We start from the raw sequence: 21540 nt of genomic DNA on the forward strand, positions 1-21540 counted from the left end.
TTGTGATGGGGAGTGGGTGTGGCAAGCCTTCGCGGAAAGCATTCCTCAAGGGGCGGCGAGCAATACCAGCGCGGCGAGTGCTGCGGTTTCGGCGCGCAGCACGCGTGGCCCGAGCGTGACCGGCGCAAAGCCGCATGCCAGCGCTTCCTGTTCCTCGGCGCTGCTCAGGCCGCCCTCGGGTCCGCTCAGCACCAGCACGCTGCCGCCGGCCGGCGCCGAGGCGGTGGCATCGGCCAGGCCCCGCGTGCCTTGGGCGAGGCTCAGGACAAGGCGCAGCGTGGCGGCGCCCGCATTTGCGTCGGTCCATGCCGAGGGGCTCGAGAACGGCCGCACCGGATGGATCCGCGGCACGCGGTTGCGGCCGCATTGCTCGCAGGCGGCAATGGCAATCGCTTCCCAATGCGTCCTCTTCTTCTCGGCGCGCTCGCCCGAGAGCCGCAGCACGCCGTGGGCCGTGGCCAGCGGCTGGATGCTCGCGACGCCCAGTTCGGTGGCTTTCTCGACCAGCCAGTCCATGCGCTCGTTGGCGGGCATGCCGACGGCCAGGTGCACCGCGCGCATGGCTTCGCGCTCGGCCGGCGCATGGGCGCCGATCGCCACCGACACATCGCTGCGCCCCATGCGCTCCACGGTTGCCGCGTATTCGCCGCCCGAGCCGTCGAACAAGGTGAGCGCGTCCCCGGGCTGCATGCGCAGCACCTGCACGTGGCGCGCGGGACCGGGAGGCAGCTCGAGCGTGGCACCCGCGGTCAAAGGCACCGGGCAGTGGAAGCGGGGCATCTAGAGCCCTAAACCCTGCCGTAGGCGAAGCCGGTCAGCGCCGACGTGCCTTCGATCTCGTCGATCACCCGCAGCAGCGGCGTGAGTTCCATGTAGCGGCTGGCGGTGGAGCGGATGTAGGCGATGAAGCGCGGCGTGTCCGCCAGGTAGCGCGGCTTGCCGTCGCGCAGCGTCAGGCGGGCGAAGATGCCGGCCACCTTGAGGTGGCGCTGCAGTCCCATCCATTCGACCGAGCGGTAGAACGCGCCGAAATCGGCATCGACCGGCAGCTTGGCCTTGCGCGCCGCTTCCCAGTACCGGATGGTGACGTCGAGCACGAACTCTTCGTCCCAGCTCAGGAAGGCGTCGCGCATCAGGCTCGCGATGTCGTAGGTGATGGGGCCGTAGACCGCGTCCTGGAAGTCGAGCACGCCCAAATCGGCATCGTTGCGGACCATCAGGTTGCGCGGCATGAAGTCGCGGTGCACGTAGACGCTCGGCGAGGCCAGGTTGTTCTCGACGATGAGCCTGAAGCTGCGTTCCAGCCGCTCCTTGAGCTGGCCTTCGACGGCAATGCCGCGGTGGCGCCCGATGTACCACTCGGGAAAAAGCGCCAGTTCGCGCTCGAGCAAGGCGCGGTCGTAGGGCGGCAGCACGTCCGGCCTGGAAGCCAGCTGCCAGCGGATCAGCGCATCGATCGCCTGGTCGTAGAGCGGACGGCTGGCGTCGGGCCGGGCCGGGTCGATCACGTCGAGCATGGTTTCGCGGCCCAGGTCGTCGAGCAGCAGGAAGCCGTGGGTCCGGTCCCACTCGAGCACCTGCGGCGCGGTCACGCCGGCCTCGGCCATCAGGCGGGCAACCTGCACGAAGGGCTCGCTGTTCTCCTTGTCGGGCGGCGCATCCATCACGATGCGGCTGGCGGCGCTCCCCGTGGCGTCGATGCGGAAGTAGCGGCGAAAGCTCGCATCGGCGGAGGCAAGGCGCACCGTCTCGGGCAGCAGGCCGTGCGCGGCGCCGATGCCGGCCAGCCAGTTCTGGAACGCCGCGGCCCGCTGCGGATCTGTCCAGAGAATGGCCGTGGCGGAGGGGATGGGCTCGGAGGCCGGGAGCGGGGGTGCTGTCATGGATAATCGATTCTACAAATCCGCCTGGCGCGGCAACTCCTGCGGTCCTCCCTGGTCGAACAGAGTTGCCGCCGGCTCCTGCAACCTGCCGGCCTGCCGCGCCGTCCTCCCGACGATCCTTCGTTCCTGACCGATGCCTACGATCCAAAGCCCCCACGCTTGGCACCCTGTGCACTCGCAGCCTTCCTCGGGAAGACTGCGGACCTCCGCCGGAACGATGCGGCGGGAGGCCTGATGAGGCGGCGCGTTGCCTTGCGGCGTTCCGGACCGCCCCTGCCATTGGCCGTGCTGTCGCTGGCGCTGCTGCACGCGCACGGCGCCTCGGCCCAGCCGGCCGGAGGCCTCGATGGCCCGCTCACGCTCAAGCGCACGCCGCAGCTGACTGAATCGCTGCCGCCCGCCGAGCGCAGCCAGTTGCCCAGCCTGATCACCGGTGACCGCCTGTCGGGCCGCCAGGACCTCGAAACCGTGGTCGAAGGCCATGCCACGCTGCGTCGCGGCGAAGTCGCCATCACCGCCGACCGGCTCGAGTACTACCAGCCCGACGACCGCGCCAAGGCGCGCGGCAATGTGCGCGTCAACCAGGCCGGCAACGTGTACGAAGGCCCCGAGCTCGAGCTCAAGCTCGAGACCTTCGAAGGCTTCTTCAACAACGTGCGCTACTCCTTCCTTGCCACCGGCGGGCATGGCGAGGCGCAGCGCATCGATTTCGTCGACAGCAACGTGTCGGTGGCCCGCACCGCCACGTACACCACCTGCCGCCGCGAGGATTTCCCGGGCTGGATGCCGGCCTGGCTGCTGTCCGCGGCCACGCTGACCACCGACACCGAGGAAAACGTCGGCGTGGCCACCGACGCGCGGCTGAGCTTCATGGGCATCAGCACGCCGCCGATCCCGAGCGTGAGCTTTCCGCTGTCGAACGAGCGCAAGAGCGGCCTGCTGCCGCCCACGATCGGCGTCGACAACACCAACGGCATCGAGATCTCGCAGCCGTACTACTGGAACATCGCGCCCAACCGCGACGCCACGTTCACGCCCACACTGATGAGCAAGCGCGGCCTCAACCTGGGTTCGGAATTCCGCTACCTCGAGAAGGAATACAGCGGCAGCATCCGGCTGGACCTGATGGGCAGCGACCGCCTCGTGGGACAGCGCTACAACGAAACGCGCGCCGCGCAGCTGCAGCAGCTCGCCAACGGCGAAATCCAGGCCTCGGCCCTGAGCTTCGGGGCGCCGCCCAGCAGCAAGCGCTGGGGCATCTGGGCCAATCACCACCAGGATTTCAATGCCAAGGCGCTGGGGCTCGATTCGCTCTCGGCCAGCATCAACATCAACCGGGTCAGCGACAACGACTACTGGCGCGACTTCACGCGCACGCCCACGCTGGCACAGCGCCAGCTGTCGAACGACGCCTCGCTCAACTGGAGCAAGGGCGACTGGAACGGCGGCATCCGTGCGCTGCGCTACCAGACGCTGCAATACAGCCTGTCGCCGATCGTTCCGTCCTATGACCGGATGCCGCAGATCACGGCCAACTACAACAAGTACGACTGGCACGGCTTCGACGTTTCGCTGAACCTGGACTACACGCGCTTTCGCGTCAACACCATCCTGGCCGGCCAGCCCGGCTTCGACATCAACCAGCAGTCGCAGCCCGACGGCGACCGCGCCCTGGCCATTGCCACCATCAGCCGGCCGTTCATCACACCGAGCTCCTTCGTCATCCCGAAGCTGCAGCTGAACACGGCTTCGTACAACTACTACCTGCCGCAGTCGGACGTTCCCAGGCTCACCGTGAACGGAACCCAGTACGTCAACGGCGTGCCCTACAACCCGAATTCGCTGTATTTCTTCCCGACCTCGAGCAACCGGACGGTGCCGACCTTCAGCCTCGACAGCGGCCTGATCTTCGAGCGCGACGCCAACTACTTCGGCCGTGCCTTCCGTCAGACGCTGGAGCCGCGCGCCTACTACGTCTACACGCCGTTCCGCAACCAGAGCATGCTGCCGAACTACGATTCGGCGGCCAACGATTTCAGCTTCGCGACCATCTACACCGAGAACGCCTTCTCGGGCAACGACCGCATTTCCGACACCAACACGCTCACGCTCGGCGTCACCTCGCGCCTGATCGACCCCGACACCGGCGTCGAGGCGGCGCGCTTCGGCGTTGCGCAGCGGCTGCGCTTCAGCGACCAGAGGGTCACGCTGCCGGGCGGCACGCCGGTGACCGACCGCGCGAGCGACCTGCTGCTGGGCGCCCAGATCAACTGGACGCCCAAGTGGAGCCTGGACACGGTCGTCCAGTACAACCCCGACACGCGCAAGTCGGAGCGCTCGGCCATCACCGCGCGCTACAACCCGGGTCCGTACCGCAACCTGAGCGCGGCCTTCCGCTACCAGGCGCCCACCACCCCCCTCGCCACCGACGGCAACAAGTCCTTCGACGTGGGCTGGCAGTGGCCGCTCAACGACCTGTGGGGCGACAAGGGCAAGGACCTCGGCCCGGGCAAGGGCCAGGGCGGCGGGCGCTGGTACGCGGTCGGCCGGCTCAACTACAGCCTGCAGGACAAGAAACTCACCGACGGCGTGCTCGGCTTCGAGTACGACGGCTGCTGCTGGATCGGACGCGTGGTGCTGCAGCGCATCACGACCGGCACGGTGACGGCCAACACGCGCATCATGTTCCAGCTCGAATTCGTCGGGTTCTCCAGCATCGGGTCGAGCCCGATGCAGACCTTGCGGACCAACATCCAGCGCTACCAGCCCCTTCGCCAGCCCACCGAAGGGCCGAGCCGCTTCACCAATTACGACTGAGACGATTGAGCAACGCCATGAAACACATCCGTTCCATCCTGACCCTGGGCTGCCTCGCGGCACTGGCCGCGGCCTCGGGCGCACAAGGCCTGCGTCCCGGTGGCGGCAGCGGCATCACCGACATCATGCGCGCCGGTCCCCGGCTGGCGCCGCCGGCGCCGCGCACCGCGCCTTCCACCGCCGCGCCGGTGCAGCGCTCGGCCGAATACATCGTCGCACTGGTCAATTCCGAGCCCATCACCAACACCGAGGTGCAGTCGCGCGTCACGCGCCTCATCCGGGAAAATGCCGAGGCCGAGCGCGTGCCGCGCGCCGAACTCACGCGCCTGGTGCTCGAGCGCCTGATCTCGGAGCGCGCGCAGCTCCAGCTGGCCAAGGAAAACGGCATCAAGGTGGACGACGTCGCCATCGACCAGGCCGAGCAGACCGTGGCGCGGCAGAACCAGATCAGCGTCGAGGAACTGCGCCGCCGCGTGGTGGCCGAAGGCATCTCGCAGCGCGAATTCCGCAACGACCTGCGCGACCAGCTGCTGCTCACGCGCCTGCGCGACCGCGAGGTCGAGGCCAAGGTCAAGATCAGCGACTCCGAGGCCGACGAATACCTGCGCGACCAGCGCAATGCCCCCACCAAGGATGCGGCACTGCAGAATATCAACCTCGCGCATCTCCTGGTCGCCGTGCCGGAGAACGCCACCGAAGCGCAGGTCGCCACCTTGCAGCAGCGGGCCCAGGGCCTCGCGCAGCGCGCCCGCGCGGGCGAAGACTTCGCCAAGCTGGTGCAGGAAAACTCCGATTCGCCGGACCGCGCCAACGGTGGCGCCGTCGGCATGCGCACCGCCGACCGCTATCCGTCGCTGTTCGTCGAAGCCACGCAGTCGACGCCGGTCAACGGCATTGCCGGCCCGATCCGTTCGGGTGCGGGCTTCCACGTGCTCAAGGTGCTGGCCAAGGCCCAGCTCGGCGCCGCCGACGCCACCGTCACCCAGACGCAGGTGCGCCACATCCTGCTGCTCAACGACCCCAAGCGCACCACCGCGCAGGCGGTTGCGCAGCTCGCGGAATTCAAGCGCCGCCTGCAGGCCGGCACGGCCGACTTTGCGGGCCTGGCGCGCGACAACTCGCAGGACGCGAGCGCCAAGGAAGGCGGCGACCTGGGCTGGTCGCGCCCGGGCCAGTTCGTGCCCGAGTTCGAGGAAGCCATGGACCGCCTGGCGCCGGGCCAGATCAGCGACCCCGTGGTGTCGCGTTTCGGCGTCCACCTGATCCAGGTGGTCGGCCGGCGCGAATCCAAGCTCACCCAGGCCGAGCAGCGCGAAGCCGCGCGGGCCGTGCTGCGCGAGCAGCGGGTCGATGAAGCCTTCAGCACCTGGGTGCAGGAAGTGCGCGCGCGCGCCTACGTCGAATACCGCGAGGCGCCCCAGTCCTGATGGCACACATCGCCAGGAAGCGGTTCGGGCAGCACTTCCTGTCCGACGGCGGCATCATCGATGCCATCGTGCAGGAGATCGCGCCGCAGCCTGGCGACGCCATGGTCGAAATCGGTCCGGGGCTGGCGGCGCTCACCCAGCCGCTGGTCGAGCGGCTCGGGCGCCTGACCGTCATCGAGCTCGACCGCGACCTGGCCAAGCGGCTGCGCGAGCATCCGCAGCTCGACGTCATCGAATCCGACGTGCTCAAGGTCGATTTCGCCGCGCTGGCCGCCAGGTTCGCGGCGCCGCTGCGCGTGGTCGGCAACCTGCCCTACAACATCTCCACGCCCATCCTGTTCCATCTGCTGGGCTTCGCGCACCTGATCGCCGACCAGCACTTCATGCTGCAGAAGGAAGTGATCGACCGCATGGTCGCGCGCCCCGCCACGTCGGACTACAGCCGCCTGAGCGTGATGCTTCAGTGGCGCTACCGGATGGAAAACGTGCTGTTCGTGCCGCCCGAGAGCTTCGATCCGCCGCCGCGCGTCGACAGCGCCGTGGTGCGCATGGCGCCGCTGGCCGAGCCGCCGGCCGTCGATGCCGCCCGCCTGGGCGAAATCGTGCAGGTCGCCTTCAGCCAGCGCCGCAAGATCATGCGCCACACTCTGGGCAAATGGCTGGACGCGCACGGCTTTGCAGGCGAATTCGACGCCCAGCGCCGCGCCGAGGAAGTGCCCGTGGCCGAATACGTCGCCCTGGCCCAGGCCGTTCCCCCCGAGCCCAAATAGAAAAGCCCGCCTTGGCAAAGGCGGGCTTTCGTTCGTGAACACCGCGGAACCGGCTACACGAAGTGAGCCGCTTCGGGGGTGGGCTTGTTCAGGCCGCCGCGAGCCAGTAGCCCGCGTTGAAGGGGCTGCTCATGCGCAATGCGAGCGGCGAGACGTCGACCAGTTTGTCGGTCGGCATCTTTTCGCCTTCGGGTTCCGTGCCGGCGGCCGCACTGGCGGTGCTGCCGTTGATTTCGATGCCATCGAGTGCTGCGCCGTTCGGCTGAGCCTCGTTCGCCCGTTCTGCTTGGCTGGTGTGTGCAGAACGGGCTACAGAAAAGAATAGAAGCAGCGGAACGGGACTTTCCGGTCTCCCCAGTAGTCGGAGGCATCGCGGAAGATGTCGAGCAGCTGCTCGCGCGCTTCCTTGTCGAACTTGGCGTTGGCCGGGATCTGCTCGAGCACGATCACGAAACCGGGCTGCGGGCCCGATTTATGCAACGGGTCGGTCATGCAGTCGTACAGCGCGTCGAAGTTCTTGCCGAAATGCGCCGGAAAGGTGAACTGCTGGGCGATCAGGTCCAGAACGTCCTGCTTGGTCTGGGCGTTCCCCAGATTGGCGTACAGGAAGTGCTGGCCCGCGGCGTTGGCGGCTTCCTGCAGGTCGTTCACGCGGAACGCACGAATCGACTGCACGATGTTCGGGCGTACGGCACGAAGGGATAGGGTCATCTCCGCTGGTCTTTCCATAGTCATCATCATTTCTTCGGGGCGCTTCGGGGCGCCGCTCAAGTCTTTGTCATCGCTCATGGTGCAATCCGTCTGAAACTCGCGTAGTGGTCTGCCGTGTACCAGCAGGCCTCGGGTGTGGTGCGCTGTTCTCCGCCGCAGACAATGCGCCGTGCACCGCGATCGCGCGAGCCGGGCGTTGCCACCGTGTACTCGCGGTAGTGACCGCGCCGCGCGGGCGGCAAAAGACGCTCGCGGTTGCCAAATACCGTGCCGTCCTTTTCGAATCGGAAGGGGCCGCCGTTCAGGATGGCTTCGTAGGTTCGCTGGCCCTGAACCGGCAGTTCGGACAGTGCAATCGATTCCTGGGCGGGCTTTCCGGTGCCGAACCATCCGCGGGCCTCGGCCCCCGTCGCCAACGCCGCCAGCATCAAGCCGGTGAGCGCAAACTTAGTGACAGAGGACGTGATCGAGGCGTAAGCCGCCATGGGGCACCACAAGAAAAGAGCGGGGTTCCGAATTGGCAGCCAACCCTGGGGTTAACCCGCAAATTCAAGCCCGCGAGTGTGCACCACGCTGGCGAAAATAGCAAGCGACTGCCCAAAGTTTGAGCAGTCGCAAGGGGATCGAGTGGCGCTTTAAGTTGGCGGCCACTCTCGCCAAATGGCTTATCGCTCTGCGTTTGCGTCGGCGACTGTCAAGGCTGTCATGTTCACGATGCGCCGAACTGTTGCGCTGGCCGTGAGAATATGCACAGGTTTGGCGGCACCGAGCAGCACCGGGCCGATCGCGATATTTCCGCCGGCCGCGGTCTTGAGCAGGTTGTAGGAAATATTGGCCGCGTCGATGTTCGGGAAAACCAGCAGGTTGGCATCGCCCGCCAGTGCGCTGTGCGGCATGACGATCGCGCGCTGCTTGCTGTCGAGTGCCACGTCGCCGTGCATTTCGCCGTCCACTTCGAGCCAGGGCGCCTGCACGCGCAGCAGGTCGAGCGTCTTGCGCATCTTGACCGCGCTGGGCTCGTTGCTGGTGCCGAAGTTCGAATGCGACAGCAGCGCGGCCTTGGGCTTGAGGCCGAAGCGCATCATTTCCTCGGCCGCCATGGTCGTGATCTCGGCCAGTTCCTCGGGCGAGGGATCGTAGTTGACGTGGGTGTCGACCAGGAACACCTGGCGGTCGGGCAGCAGCAGGCCGTTCATGCAGGCATACACCGGCACGTCCTGCGGCGTGCTTTCGCAGCCGCCGGGGCGCTTGCCGATCACCTGGTCGATGTAGTGCAGGTGGATCAGCGTGGTGCCCCAGGTGCCGCAGATCATGCCGTCGACCTCGTCCTTGTGCAGCAGCATGGCGCCGATCAGCGTCAGGCGGCGGCGCATCTCGATCTTGGCGGTCTGCACCGTCTGGCCCTTGCGCTCGGTCATGCGGTGGTAGGTCTGCCAGAAGTCGCGGTAGCGGTGGTCCTGCTCGACGTTGACGATGTCGTAGTCGAGCTCTTCCTTCAGGCGCAGGCCGAACTTCTCGATGCGCTGCGCGATGATGGCCGGGCGGCCGATCAGCGTGGGGCGCGCAATGCCTTCGTCGACCACGATCTGGGCGGCGCGCAGCACGCGCTCTTCCTCGCCCTCGCAGTACGCCACGCGCTTCTTCTGCGCGCGCTTGGCGGCGTCGAAGATCGGCTTCATCGTGGTGCCCGAGGCGTAGACGAAGCTCTGCAGGCGGTCGCGATAGGCGTCCATGTCCTTGATCGGGCGCGAGGCCACGCCGCTTTCCTCGGCGGCCTTGGCCACCGCCGGCGCGATCTTCATCATGAGGCGCGGATCGAAGGGCTTCGGAATCAGGTATTCGGGCCCGAAAGTCAGCTTTTCGCCGACGTAGGCGGCGGCGACGCGCTCGCTCTGCTCGGCCTGGGCGAGATCGGCAATGGCGCGCACCGCGGCAATTTCCATCTCGTCGGTGATCGTGGTGGCGCCCGAATCGAGTGCGCCGCGGAAGATGTACGGGAAGCACAGGACGTTGTTGACCTGGTTCGGGTAGTCGGTGCGTCCGGTGGCCATGATCACGTCGGGACGCACTGCATGGGCGTCCTCGGGCGAGATTTCCGGGTTCGGATTGGCCAGCGCGAAGATCACCGGGCGCGGCGCCATCTTGGCCACCATGGCGGGCTTGAGCACGCCGCCGGCCGACAGGCCCAGGAACACGTCGGCGCCCTCGATCACCTCGGCCAGCGTGCGGGCCGTGGTTTTCTGCATGTACTGGCGCTTGTCGTCGTCCATGAGCTCCTCGCGGCCTTCGTAGACCACGCCGGCCAGGTCGGTCACGAACACGTTCTCGCGCTGGAGGCCCACCTTGAGCAGCAGGTTCAGGCAGGCCAGTGCCGCGGCGCCCGCGCCCGAGGTCACCAGCTTGACCTCGCTGATGTCCTTGCCCGCCACCTTGAGGCCGTTGAGCATGGCCGCGGCCACGGTGATGGCCGTGCCGTGCTGGTCGTCGTGGAACACGGGGATCTTCATGCGCTTGCGTAGCTCGCGCTCGACGTAGAAGCAGTCGGGGGCCTTGATGTCCTCGAGGTTGATGGCGCCGAAGGTGGGTTCCAGCGAGGCGATGATCTCGACCAGCTTGGCCGGGTCCTTCTCGTCGATCTCGATGTCGAACACGTCGACGCCGGCGAACTTCTTGAACAGCACGCCCTTGCCTTCCATCACCGGCTTGGATGCCAGCGCGCCGATGTCGCCAAGGCCGAGCACGGCGGTGCCGTTGGTGATCACCGCCACCAGGTTGCCGCGCGCCGTGTACTTGAAGGCGTTGGCCGGGTCCTTGACGATTTCCTCGCAGGGCGCGGCCACGCCGGGCGAATACGCCAGCGACAGGTCGCGCTGGTTGACCATCTGCTTGGTGGCGGCAATGGCAATCTTGCCCGGCACCGGAAGCTCGTGGTACTCGAGGGCGGCGCGCCGCAGTTCGGCGCGCTTGTCTTCGGGCGTGGGGGTCGATGGGATCGTCGAATCGGACATGGGCCGTTGCTCCTGGTGGCGCTTCTTCTGGGGGCGCCGATTGTAGACCTCGGCCCGGGGCGCCATAGGCCGCATGGCGGAGATCCACCCTGCCGAAAGCAGCAAGACCCGTCAAGGCGATGTGGCAATATGCGCAGTCCGGAAAAAAATTCGACGAGGAGCAGCCATGGCCCTGATGGATTTCATCAAGAAACAGTTCATCGACATCATCCAGTGGACCGAGACCGGCGACGGCACGCTGGCCTGGCGCTTCCCGATGGCGGAGATGGAAATCCAGAACGGTGCCTCGCTCACCGTGCGCGAGTCGCAGGTGGCGGTGTTCGTCAACGAAGGCCAGGTGGCCGACGTGTTCGGCCCGGGCATGTACAAGCTCACGACGCAGACGCTGCCCGTGCTCACGTACCTGAAGAACTGGGACAAGCTGTTCGAGTCCCCGTTCAAGAGCGACGTCTACTTCTTCAGCACGCGCCAGCAGGTCGACCAGAAGTGGGGCACGCCGCAGCCCATCACCATCCGCGACAAGGACTTCGGCGCCGTGCGCCTGCGCGCCTTCGGCAACTACAGCTTCCGCATCGGCGATGCCAAGCTGTTCCACACCGAGATCTCGGGCACGCGCGACGTCTACAGCGTGGCCGACCTCGACGGCCAGCTGCGCGGGCTGGTGCTGCAGAACATCAGCAATGCCATCGCGTCCAGCGGCGTGCCGTTTCTGGACCTTGCCGCCAACCAGATCCAGTTTGCCCAGGCGCTGGCCGCGCAGCTGGTGCCCGAGTTCGAGAAGATCGGCATCAAGCTCGAGAACATCACGGTCCAGAACGTCTCGCTGCCCGAAGAACTGCAGAAGATCCTCGACCAGAAGATCGGCATGGGCATGGTCGGCAACGACATGGGCAAGTTCATGCAGTACCAGACGGCGCAGGCGATCCCGAAGTTCGCCGAAGGCGCAGCGGGCGGCAGCGGCATCGCGGGCGATGCCATGGGCCTGGGGGCCGGCGTGGCGCTGGGCCAGGTGCTGGCGCAGAACCTCGCGCAGGGCCTGAGCCCGGGCGCGGCGGCCCAGGCCGCGGCCACCCAGCAGCAGCCGGCCGTGGCCGTGGTGAGCCCGGCCGACGTGATGACCACGCTCGAGAAGCTCGGCGAGCTCAAGACCAAGGGCATCCTCACGCAGGAAGAGTTCGACGCCAAGAAGGCGGAGCTGCTCAAGAAGTTGGTCTAACCCCCAGGCTTCGCGCACTTCGTGTCGCTACTCCCTCCCTCTTGCAGGGGGCAATGCCTGTGGCCCGGCGTAGCCGGTTCCACGGCATTCCCCGCAGCTGCATCCGCTGCCGTTTGCCATGGCTGAAGAAGGCGGCGCCCAGCGCGCCTACCGTGCGCCCTGCCCCGGCTGCGGCGCGCCGGTCGAATTCAGGTCCGCACAATCGGCCTTCGCCGTTTGCCCCTACTGCCAGAGCACCGTCGTGCGCCAGGGCGAGACGCTCGCGCGCATCGGCAAGATGGCGGAGCTGTTCGACGACTTCAGCCCGCTGCAGCTGTTTGCCGCGGGCCGCATCCAGAACCAGCCGTTCACCATCATCGGCCGGCTGCAATACAGCACCGCCGGCGGGCGCTGGACCGAGTGGATCGCCGCGCTCGACGGCGACCGTACCGGCATCCTGAGCGAGGACAACGGCGCCTACGTGTTCGCGCTGCCCTTCGAGCTGCAGCGCGCCGCGCCACCGCCGGGCGACCTGCGCGTGGGGGCCGCCAGCGCATTCAACGGCCAGAGCTACACCGTCTCGTCCAACGAGCAGGTGACGCTGCTGTCCGCCCAGGGTGAACTGCCGCACCTGCCCGAGCTGGGCCGCCCGTTCCCCATGGTCGAACTGCGCAGCGACAAGGGGCTGGTGCTCAGCATCGACTACGGCACCGAGCCGCCCGGCGCCTACCTGGGCCGCTCGATACAGCTTGAGGACCTGCAGCTCACGGGCCTGCGCGACGAATCCGCCAAGGACGAAAAAGGCCGCGCCTTCAACTGCCCCAACTGCGGCGCGCCCGTCACGGTCAACCTGGCCGACAGCAAGAGCATCACCTGCGGCTCGTGCAACAGCATCATCGACGTGTCGCAGGGCATCGGCGGCGAGCTGAAGCACGCGGAGCAGAACGAACCCGTGCGCCCGCTCATCCCCATCGGCAGCACCGGCCAGCTGCAGGGCGCGCAGTGGCAGGTGGTGGGCTTCCAGCACCGCATGGGCGTGGAGCCCGGCGACGACGAGCACTTCGGCTGGAACGAATACCTGCTGTACAACAAGAAGCGCGGCTTCAGCTTCCTGGTGGACGCCGAGGACGGCTGGAGCATGGTCAAGCCGACCACCGGCGCGCCGGTCATGGCCGAGAACGGCAGCAGCGCCACCTACCTGGGCAAGCGCTATACGCAGCAGTACGCCTACAACGCCGAAACCACCTATGTGGCGGGCGAGTTCTACTGGCAGGTGGAGCGCGGCCAGAAAACCTTCAACCGCGATTTCGCCAGCGGCAACGCGCTGCTTTCGATGGAGCGCTCGGCCAACGAGCTGACCTGGTCCTCGGGCAGCAAGCTCGACAGCGGACTGGTGTCCGCCGCCTTCAAGCTCGACGACAAGAAGGACATGTTCGCGCGCGGCGATGCGCTGCCGGTCAGCGCCGCATCGGGCCTGGGCTGCGGCACCATCATCCTCATCGTGATCGTCATCATCGTGCTGCTGGTCATCCTGAGTACCTGCAGCGGTGGATCCTCCGGCGGGTCGCGCAGCTACGGCGGCTCCTATGGCGGCTATTCGAGCGGCGGCGGCCACAAATGAACAAGAGCAACATAGCTTCGCGCTGATGTCACCCACTACTGCAACTACGACTGGAGGTCCCCATGGGATTTGAATGGCTGAAACCGGGCGTGGTCCTCGGATCGCTCGTGTATGCGCTGCTCGGCGTGCTGATCTTCTGGCTCTGCTTCCTCATCATCGACAAGCTCACGCCCTATGACCTCTGGGGCGAAATCGTCGAGAAGCAGAACGTGGCGCTGGGCCTGGTGGTGGCCGCCATGAGCCTGGGCATCTGCGTCATCGTCGCCGCAGCCATCCATTGAGCGGGGAGGCGGCCGTGTCCGCGCATTCCGCCGATGCGCGCGGGCCGCAGCCGGTCGAGATCGCGCTGCTGGCCAGCGTGTTCGTGGTCGCGGCCTGCGGGCTGGTCTACGAGCTGACCGCGGCCGCGCTGAGCTCCTACCTGCTCGGCGACTCGGTGCTGCAGTTCAGCACCATCATCGGCACCTACCTGTTCGCGATGGGCGTGGGCTCGTGGCTCTCGCGCTTCTTCGAGCGCCAGCTGCCCGCGCACTTTTTGCGCATCGAGCTGCTCGTGGCGCTGGTCGGCGGCGCGCTGCCGGCCGTTCTCTTCCTCGCGAACGCCTACGTGCCCGGCGCGTTCCGCCTGCTGCTCTACGGGCTCGTGGTGGTGGTCGGCACGCTGGTGGGGCTCGAGATCCCGCTGGTGATGCGCATCCTCAAGCGCAACATCCAGCTCAAGAACCTGGTGTCGCAGGTGCTCACCTTCGACTACCTCGGCGCGCTGGCGGTGTCGGTGGCCTTTCCGCTCATCCTGGTGCCGCAGCTGGGCATGATCCGCACCGGCCTGCTGTTCGGTATCATGAATGCGGCCGTGGCCGTGTGGGCGCTGTGGCTGTTCCGCCATGAGTTGCGCCGCATCGGCGCGCATGCGCTGGCCTGCCTGCTGGCGCTGGCCGCGCTGGTCGGCGCCTTCGCCGGGGCCGGCCACATCACCACGCTGGCCGAGGACAAGTTCTACCAGGACCGCATCGTGTTCAGCGCCACCTCGCCCTACCAGCGCATCGTGGTCACGCGCGGGCAGCTCGGGCACCGGCTGTTCCTGAACGGCAACCTGCAGTTCGCCGAGCGCGACGAGTACCGCTACCACGAGGCACTCGTCCATCCGGTGATGGCCGCGCAGGGCGCGCCGAAGAAAGTCGCGGTGCTCGGCGGCGGCGACGGCATGGCGGTGCGCGAGATCCTGAAATATCCCTCGGTCGAATCGGTCACGCTGGTGGAGCTCGATCCGAACATGACCCAGCTCTTCACCGCGCATGAAACGCTGGCGGCGCTCAACGGGCATTCGCTCTCGTCGCCGAAGGTGAAGGTCGTCAATACCGATGCGTTCCAGTGGCTGCAGCAGCCCGGGGACTTTTTCGACGTGATCGTGGTCGACTTCCCGGATCCCACCAACTTCGCGATCGGCAAGCTCTATACCAACAGCTTCTATGCGCTGCTCGAAAAGCGCCTTTCGGCGAGCGGCTACGCGGTGATCCAGACCACCTCGCCGCTGGTCGCGCGCAAGAGCTACTGGACCGTGGCGGCGACCATCGAATCGGTCGGCCTGCAGGCAACGCCCTACCACGCGCATGTGCCGAGCTTCGGCGAATGGGGCTACATCATCGCGAGCCGGCGGCCGTACCGCATGCCCGATGCGCTGCCTTCCGGGCTGCGCTTTCTCTCGCCTTCCACCCTGCCGCTGATGTTCGACTTTCCGCTCGACATGGCGCGCGTGCCGGCCGAAGTGAACCGGCTGTCGAACCAGACCCTTGTCACCACCTACGAGCAGGAGTGGGGCAAGGTGATCACGACGCACTGAATGATCTCCCCCAGTCTTCGCGCACTTCGTGTCGCTTCGCCCACCCCCTCGCCGGGGGCAACACCTGCGGCCCGGCAAAGCCGGTTCCGCGGTGTTTCCCGAAAGGGACGGATGCAATGAAGCGCCGGGGTTTTCTTGGGGCTGCGGCGGGCGCCCTTGCGCTCGCTGGCTGCGAGGCCCCGCCGCCGCCCATCGACGGCGGCTTCACCGGCATCGACGTCGCGCGCGGCCACGCACTGCGCGACAGCGCGCTCAAGGGCCCGTCTCCGGCAAGCATGAAGCGCACGCGCGTGGTGATTGCCGGAGGCGGCGTCGCGGGTCTCGCCGCCGCGCGCGCACTGCGGCTCGCGGGCATCGAGGACTTCGTGCTGCTCGAGCTCGAGGATGCGGCGGGCGGCAATGCGCGCGGCGGCATGGTGAGCGGCATTGCCTGTCCGCTCGGCGCGCACTACCTGCCGACGCCCGGCGACGATGCGCGTGAAGTACAGGACCTGCTCGAGGAACTCGGCCTGCGCCGGCGCGTGGCGGGCCGCTGGGAATACGACGAGCGCCACCTCTGCCACAGCCCGCAGGAGCGGCTGTTCTTCCGCGGCGAGTGGCAGGACGGCCTGCTGCCCCTGCATGGCGTGGGCGCCGACACGCACGCGCAGTACCGCAGGTTCGCGCAGCGCATCGACGCGCTGCAGCACGCGGCGCACTTCGTCATTCCCACGCTCAAGGCCGCCCTCACGCCCGAGCTGCTGGCGCTCGATGCCGTCAGCTTCGCGCAATGGCTCGACGGCGAGGGCTTCGGCGATGCGCAGCTGCGCTGGTACCTCGACTACTGCTGCCGCGACGACTACGGCGCCGGCATTGAACAGGTCTCGGCCTGGGCCGGCATCCACTACTTCGCGAGCCGCCATGGCTTTCACGCGCCCGGCGATGCGAAAGGCGGCGGCGCCGAATCGGCCGCCGAGCACGACGGGGTGCTCACCTGGCCCGAGGGCAATGGCTGGCTCACGAAGCGGCTGGCCGAGCCGCTGGGCGACCGGCTGCATACAGGCCAGGCCGTCACGCGCATCGCCGAGCTTCGCGGCGGCGTCGAGGTCGACGCATGGGATGCCGCATCGCAATCGCTGGTGCGCTGGCAGGCCGAGCGTTGCATCGTCGCGCTGCCGGTGTTCATCGCCGCGCGCGTGGTCGAAAACGCGCCGGAGGTATTGAAGAACGCCGCCGCGCACCTGCGCTATGCCCCCTGGCTCGTGGCCAACGTGCACCTGCGCGGACCGCTCGCCGACCGGCCCGGCGCCGCACCGAGCTGGGACAACGTGATCCACGGCACGCGCGGCCTCGGCTACGTCGATGCGCGCCATCAGACGCTCGACCCCACGCCGCGCGGCACCGTGCTGAGCTGGTACCGCCCGCTCGGCCCGAGCCGCCACGACGGCGCCGATGGCCGCCGCCTGCTGCTCGACCGCCCCTGGACCGGCTGGCGCGACGAGCTGCTCGCCGAACTCTCGGTGCCGCACCCCGACCTGCCTTCGCTCGCGACGCGCATCGAGATCACGCGCTACGGCCACGCCATGTCGATCCCGCGGCCGGGCCTGCTTGCGCAGATCGGCGCGCACCGCATGTCGCCGGACGCAGGGCACCGCGGCCGTGTCATCGCGGGCCGGCTTTCGTTCGCGCATGCCGACTGGTCGGGCTATTCGATCTTCGAGGAGGCGTTCACGCGCGGGCACGTCGCGGGCGAGGCGCCGGGCTGAAGGCCCGGGTGCCTCATGTCATGGCCGCGTCACGCGTGGCCGGCATGGTCTCGCGTTTCGACACGGAACCTCTCTTTCCAATGACGCGCCCCGCTTCTTTCTTTTTCTGTACTTCTTTCATCGCGCTGGCCGCCGCGTTCGCCTGCGGCCATGCCGCCGCACAGGCCGCCTTCCCTGCGACGCTGGCCGGCCATGCCGTACTGCCCGCGCAAAGCTTCGTCGCGGCGCCCAAGGATGCGCCCGCCGACCTGCAGGTGAGCGGCAAGTTCACCTCGGGCAAGCGCGTGGAGGCGCTGGGCACCATCGAAGGCTTGTCCGGTGGCCGCGGCACCGGCGTCTCGCTGCCCTTCAAGGGCCAGCCGCTGCAGGGCCACTCGGGCATCAAGAAGATGGACGACGGCTCGTTCTGGATCCTCACCGACAACGGTGCTGGCGCCAAGGCCAACTCGCCCGACTTCATGCTCTACCTGAACCACTACAAGGTGGACTTCAAGAGCGGCAAGTTCAACCGCCTGAACACCATCTTCCTGCACGACCCGGACAAGAAGGTGCCCTTCCGCATCGTTCACGAGGGCACGAAGCAGCGCTACCTGACCGGCTCCGACTTCGATCCCGAGAGCTTCCAGTTTGCCGGCGGCGCCCTGTGGATCGGCGAGGAGTTCGGCCCCTTCCTGATCAAGGCCGACCTCAAGGGCAAGGTGCTCGCGGTGTTCGACACGCAGGTCGACGGCAAGGCCGTGCGCTCCCCCGACCATCCGGCCGTCACCACGCCGGGCGCACCGGGCGGCGCGGTCGATTTCCAGATCAAGCGCTCCAAGGGCTTCGAAGGCATGGCTTCGTCGAAGGACGGCAGCAAGCTCTACGCGCTGCTCGAAGGCCCGGTGTGGAACGCCGAGGCAAAGGACTACGAGAAGCTGGACGGCAAGGAAGCGCTGCGCGTGCTGGAGTTCGACGTGGCTTCGGAAAAATGGACCGGCCGCCACTGGAAATACCCGCTCGAAGCCAATGGCCACGCCATCGGCGACTTCAACATGATCGACGCGACCACCGGATTGATCATCGAGCGCGACAACGGCGAGGGCACCAGCGACAAGGCATGCCCCGAGGGCCAGAAGCGCAGCGACTGCTTCCACGACATCGCCAAATTCAAGCGCGTCTACAAGATCGAGTTGAGCGACGCCAACGCGGGCGGCGCGGTACGCAAGATCGGCTACATCGACTTGCTGAACATCGCCGACCCGGCCGGGCTCGCGCGCAAGCCGCTCAACGACGGCGTGCTCAAGTTCCCGTTCTTCACGATCGAGAACGTGGACGTGGTCGATGCCACGCACATCGTGGTCGGCAACGACAACAACCTGCCGTTCTCCAGCAGCCGCGAGCCGAACCAGGCGGACGACAACGAGCTGGTGCTGCTGGAGGCGGGGGCGCTGCTGCAGGCCAGGTAGCGCCATCGCGAGTGGCCGGCTGACGCGCCTCTTCATAATTCGCGCATGTCGCCCGAACTGCTCCCCGCCATTGCCGCCTTCGCACGCATTGCGCACCACGCCAGCTTCACGCGGGCCGCGCAAGAGCTGGGCGTGTCGCCCTCGGCCCTGTCGCAGACCGTGCGCATGCTCGAGGGGCGGCTCGGCGTGCGCCTGCTCGACCGCACCACGCGGCGCGTCGGCGTGACCGAGCTGGGCCAGCAATTGCTCAAAGGTGCGCAGCCGGCGCTGGCCGCGCTCGCGCAGGCGGTCGAAGGCCTGGACGAGGCGCGCGACAAGCCGGCCGGGCTGCTGCGCCTGAACGTCGCGCGCGTGTCGGCCGAATTGCTGCTGAACCCGCACTTCGCGGACTTTGCCGAGGCCTATCCCGACATCACGCTGGAACTGGTCTGCGACAACCGCATGATCGAGCTGGTCGAAGGCGGCTTCGACGCCGGCATCCGGCTCGGCGAAAGCCTGGCGCAGGACGTGGTGGCCCTGCCGGTGGGGGGGCCGCAGCGCATGGTGACGCTCGCGTCGCCGCGCTACCTGGCGGGGCGCAGGCCGCCGAAGACGCCCGAGGACCTGCGCGAGCACCAGTGCCTGAACTACCGCCTGACCACGGGGGCCCTCTATCGCTGGGAATACGCACAGGACGGCCGCGTGCTCGACGTCGAAGTGGCCGGGCCGCTGATCAGCAACGACGGCGATGTGCTGCTGGCCGCCGCGCGCGACGGCGCGGGCATCATGGTGGCCTTCGAAGGCATGGTGCGCGGCGATCTGGAAAGCGGCCGCCTGGTGCCGCTGCTCGAGCCCTGGTGGCCCACGTTTCCGGGCTTCTACCTGTACCACCCGAGCCGCGCGCAGATGCCGCGCAAGCTCAGGGTGTTCATCGACTTCCTGCAGGCGCGGCATGCGCCGCCGCCGGTGTCGCAGCGCGCGGTCAAGCTCGCATCAGTGCCTCGATCTCGTCCGCCTTCACCGGCACGCCGCGCGAGATGAGCTCGCAGCCGGTGGCCGTGACGATCGCGTCGTCCTCGATGCGGATGCCGATGTTGTGGAACTGCTCGGGCACGCCCTCGGCGGGGCGCACGTAGATGCCGGGCTCCAGCGTCAGCACCATGCCGGGGTGCAGGATCCGGCTCGGCCGGTTCTTGATGACTTCGTTCGACAGCGGGTCCTTGCGTTCGCTCACCTCGCCCACCTGCGTGGGCTCGACATAGCTGCCGCAGTCGTGCACGTCCATGCCGAGCCAGTGGCCGGTGCGGTGCATGTAGAACTGGAAGTAGGCGCGCGAGTCGATCACGTCGTCGACGCTGCCGACCTTGCCGGCATCGAGCAGGCCGAGGTCGAGCATGCCCTGCGCCAGCACCTTGACCGCCGCATCGTGCGGGTCCGTGAAGCGATTGCCGGCCTTGGTGGCTGCGGCCGAGGCGTCCTGGCTGGCCAGCACCAGGTCGTACAGCGCGCGCTGCGGCCCGCTGAACCTGCCGTTGGCCGGGAAGGTGCGCGTGATGTCGCTGGCATAGCCGTCGAGTTCGCAGCCTGCGTCGATCAGCACCAGTTCACCGCTGCGCACCGGCGCCGCGTCGGCGCGGTAGTGCAGCACGCAGGCATTGGCGCCCGCCGCCACGATGGAGCCGTAGGCCGGGTACTGCGAGCCGCCCAGGCGGAACTCGTGCAGCAGCTCGGCGTCGAGGTGGTACTCGCGCACGTCCTTGCCTTCGCGCAGCATGCGCGCCGACAGCTGCATCGCGCGGATGTGGGCGCGCGCGCTGATCTGCGCGGCGCGCCGCATGATGTCCTGTTCGTGCGCGTCCTTCACCAGGCGCATTTCGTCGAGCGGACCGCACAGGTCGTGCAGTTCCTCGGGGCACAGCGCGCCGTAGCGCACGCGTGCACGCACCGACTGCAGCCAGCCGTCGACGCGTGTTTCGAGGCCCTTGTGGATCGCGAACGGAAACCACACGGTCGACTTGTTCTCGAGCAGCTTCGGCAGCCGGGCGTCGAGCTCGTCGACCGAGAAGGCCTCGTCCACGCCAAGCGCCGCGGGCGCGGCGTCGGGGCCCAGGCGATAACCGTCCCAGATCTCGCGCTCCAGGTCCTTGGGCGCGCAGAACAGCATGCTGCGGCCGTCGCCCGCGAGCACCAGCCAGGCGTTGGGCTCGGTGAAGCCGGTCAGGTAATGGAAGTAGCTGTCATGCCGGAACAGGAAGTCGCTGTCGCGGTTGCGCTGGCGCTCGGGCGCGGTCGGGACGATGGCGATGCCGTCCTTGCCCAGTTGCGATGCGAGGCGCGCGCGGCGCTCGGCGTAGATCCGGTGGTCTTCTGAGGTCATCTTGGCGTGTTCAGTTGAAGAAGCCGTTCGGGCGTTCCCACGTCGGTCCAGGGACCGGCGTAGAGCTCGGCGCTCACGCGTTCATTGTCCATCGCGGCGCGCAGGATCGGGGCCAGCGGGGCTTTGGCGCCCGCCGGGTTGCCGGCCGGGATGCCGCAATAGGGCGGCGCAAAAAGCGCGGCACGGTAGAGGCCAATGGTCGAGAAAGTGTATTTCTCGGCCGCCGAGTTGAGCGCCAGGCCTTCTGCGGAGAGTCCGAAGTCCCCCTTGGGGTTGTGCGCGGGGTTCGGCACCAGCCACAGGTGCGCCAGCTTGCCGCTGGCCGCGAAGCGGTCCACCGCGGCCTGCGCGAAGGCGAAATCCGGCGCGAACACGTCGCCGGCCGCCACCCAGAAAATCTCGCCCAGGTGCGGCAGCGCACGCACGATGCCGCCGGCCGTTTCCAGCGCTTCGCCGAAATCGCGGCCTTCGTCGGAGTAGGAAATCGATAGCGCAGGATGCCCATTCAGCAAGGGATTGAGACCGAAGCGGCTGGAGATCTTCTCGCCGAGCCAGGCGGTGTTGACCACCAGGTCGGTGAAGCCGCCGGCGGCCAGCGCCTCCATCGGCCATTGCATCAGCGGCTTGCCGCGCACTTCGAGCAGCGGCTTGGGCGTGGTGTCCGTCAGCGGCCGCATGCGCTCGCCGCGGCCGGCCGCGAGGATCATCGCCCGCACGGAAGC

At 67.7% G+C, this 21540-nt stretch carries 17 protein-coding genes; 10 read left to right on the forward strand and 7 right to left on the reverse strand.

Annotated features, from left to right (window positions below; all coding sequences use genetic code 11):
* Nucleotides 1-45: 45 nt before the first annotated feature.
* Both IB278_RS19060 and IB278_RS19065 read right to left on the reverse strand, forming a co-directional pair.
* A complete protein-coding gene (locus tag IB278_RS19060; RefSeq protein ID WP_145738972.1) occupies nt 46-780 on the reverse strand; it encodes a 16S rRNA (uracil(1498)-N(3))-methyltransferase in 735 nt (244 codons plus the stop codon).
* 8 nt (nt 781-788) lie between these two features.
* Nucleotides 789-1883 (reverse strand): aminoglycoside phosphotransferase family protein, encoded by a 1095-nt coding sequence (locus IB278_RS19065; protein WP_145738974.1) that lies wholly within the window; start codon nt 1881-1883, stop codon nt 789-791.
* Nucleotides 1884-2117: 234 nt separating this feature from the next.
* Between IB278_RS19065 and IB278_RS19070 the strand changes: the two genes are divergently transcribed.
* Genes IB278_RS19070 through rsmA form a run of 3 tightly spaced genes read left to right on the forward strand, consistent with a single transcriptional unit; the run spans nt 2118 to nt 6897 of the window.
* Nucleotides 2118-4700, forward strand: coding sequence for an LPS-assembly protein LptD (locus tag IB278_RS19070; protein WP_145738976.1), 2583 nt, complete (start codon nt 2118-2120; stop codon nt 4698-4700).
* 17 nt (nt 4701-4717) lie between these two features.
* Nucleotides 4718-6127 (forward strand): peptidylprolyl isomerase, encoded by a 1410-nt coding sequence (locus IB278_RS19075; RefSeq protein WP_192324830.1) that lies wholly within the window; start codon nt 4718-4720, stop codon nt 6125-6127.
* Nucleotides 6127-6897 (forward strand): 16S rRNA (adenine(1518)-N(6)/adenine(1519)-N(6))-dimethyltransferase RsmA, encoded by a 771-nt coding sequence (gene rsmA / locus IB278_RS19080; RefSeq protein ID WP_145738980.1) that lies wholly within the window; start codon nt 6127-6129, stop codon nt 6895-6897. Before IB278_RS19075 ends, rsmA begins: the two co-directional genes overlap by 1 nt.
* Nucleotides 6898-7206: 309 nt before the next feature.
* On the opposite strand, the gene IB278_RS19090 is transcribed toward rsmA, so the two are convergent.
* From IB278_RS19090 to IB278_RS19100, 3 genes are all read right to left on the reverse strand, one after another.
* The gene (locus tag IB278_RS19090; protein WP_086012221.1) at nt 7207-7632 is read right to left on the reverse strand and encodes a barstar family protein; all 426 of its coding nucleotides are present in this window, start codon (nt 7630-7632) and stop codon (nt 7207-7209) included.
* 50 nt (nt 7633-7682) lie between these two features.
* Entirely contained in the window at nt 7683-8093 is a 411-nt protein-coding gene (locus IB278_RS19095; protein WP_145738982.1) for a ribonuclease domain-containing protein, read from the reverse strand.
* A 180-nt stretch (nt 8094-8273) separates the two neighbouring features.
* Complete coding sequence (locus IB278_RS19100) at nt 8274-10616, reverse strand: NADP-dependent malic enzyme (RefSeq protein WP_145738984.1); 2343 nt, start codon at nt 10614-10616, stop codon at nt 8274-8276.
* Between the two features lie 166 nt (nt 10617-10782).
* Here IB278_RS19100 and IB278_RS19105 point away from each other — a divergent pair, with 166 nt between their 5' ends.
* The 7 genes from IB278_RS19105 (at nt 10783) to IB278_RS19135 (ending at nt 19482) form a co-directional block, all read left to right on the forward strand.
* A complete protein-coding gene (locus IB278_RS19105; RefSeq protein ID WP_145738985.1) occupies nt 10783-11832 on the forward strand; it encodes an SPFH domain-containing protein in 1050 nt (349 codons plus the stop codon).
* 118 nt (nt 11833-11950) lie between these two features.
* Nucleotides 11951-13432, forward strand: coding sequence for a DUF4178 domain-containing protein (locus IB278_RS19110; protein WP_192324832.1), 1482 nt, complete (start codon nt 11951-11953; stop codon nt 13430-13432).
* A 62-nt stretch (nt 13433-13494) separates the two neighbouring features.
* Entirely contained in the window at nt 13495-13713 is a 219-nt protein-coding gene (locus IB278_RS19115; protein WP_015868006.1) for a DUF350 domain-containing protein, read from the forward strand.
* Nucleotides 13714-13727: 14 nt separating this feature from the next.
* Nucleotides 13728-15272, forward strand: a complete 1545-nt coding sequence (locus IB278_RS19120; RefSeq protein WP_145738989.1) for a polyamine aminopropyltransferase — start codon at nt 13728-13730, stop codon at nt 15270-15272.
* Nucleotides 15273-15388: 116 nt separating this feature from the next.
* Nucleotides 15389-17017: an FAD-dependent oxidoreductase gene (locus tag IB278_RS19125; RefSeq protein ID WP_192324834.1), complete on the forward strand. Its 1629-nt coding sequence runs from the start codon at nt 15389-15391 to the stop codon at nt 17015-17017.
* Nucleotides 17018-17097: 80 nt separating this feature from the next.
* Entirely contained in the window at nt 17098-18462 is a 1365-nt protein-coding gene (locus IB278_RS19130; RefSeq protein ID WP_192324836.1) for an esterase-like activity of phytase family protein, read from the forward strand.
* 45 nt (nt 18463-18507) lie between these two features.
* Entirely contained in the window at nt 18508-19482 is a 975-nt protein-coding gene (locus IB278_RS19135; RefSeq protein ID WP_145738995.1) for a LysR family transcriptional regulator, read from the forward strand.
* On the opposite strand, the gene IB278_RS19140 is transcribed toward IB278_RS19135, so the two are convergent.
* On the reverse strand, nt 19424-20818 hold the full coding sequence (locus tag IB278_RS19140) for an aminopeptidase P N-terminal domain-containing protein (RefSeq protein ID WP_192324838.1): 1395 nt from the start codon (nt 20816-20818) through the stop codon (nt 19424-19426). The genes IB278_RS19135 and IB278_RS19140 overlap by 59 nt on opposite strands.
* Nucleotides 20815-21525: a nucleotidyltransferase family protein gene (locus IB278_RS19145; RefSeq protein WP_192324920.1), complete on the reverse strand. Its 711-nt coding sequence runs from the start codon at nt 21523-21525 to the stop codon at nt 20815-20817. The genes IB278_RS19140 and IB278_RS19145 overlap by 4 nt, the downstream gene beginning before the upstream one ends.
* Nucleotides 21526-21540: the final 15 nt, after the last annotated feature.

Source organism: Variovorax sp. VRV01, assembly GCF_014852545.1.
Classification (GTDB): domain Bacteria; phylum Pseudomonadota; class Gammaproteobacteria; order Burkholderiales; family Burkholderiaceae_C; genus Variovorax; species Variovorax beijingensis_A.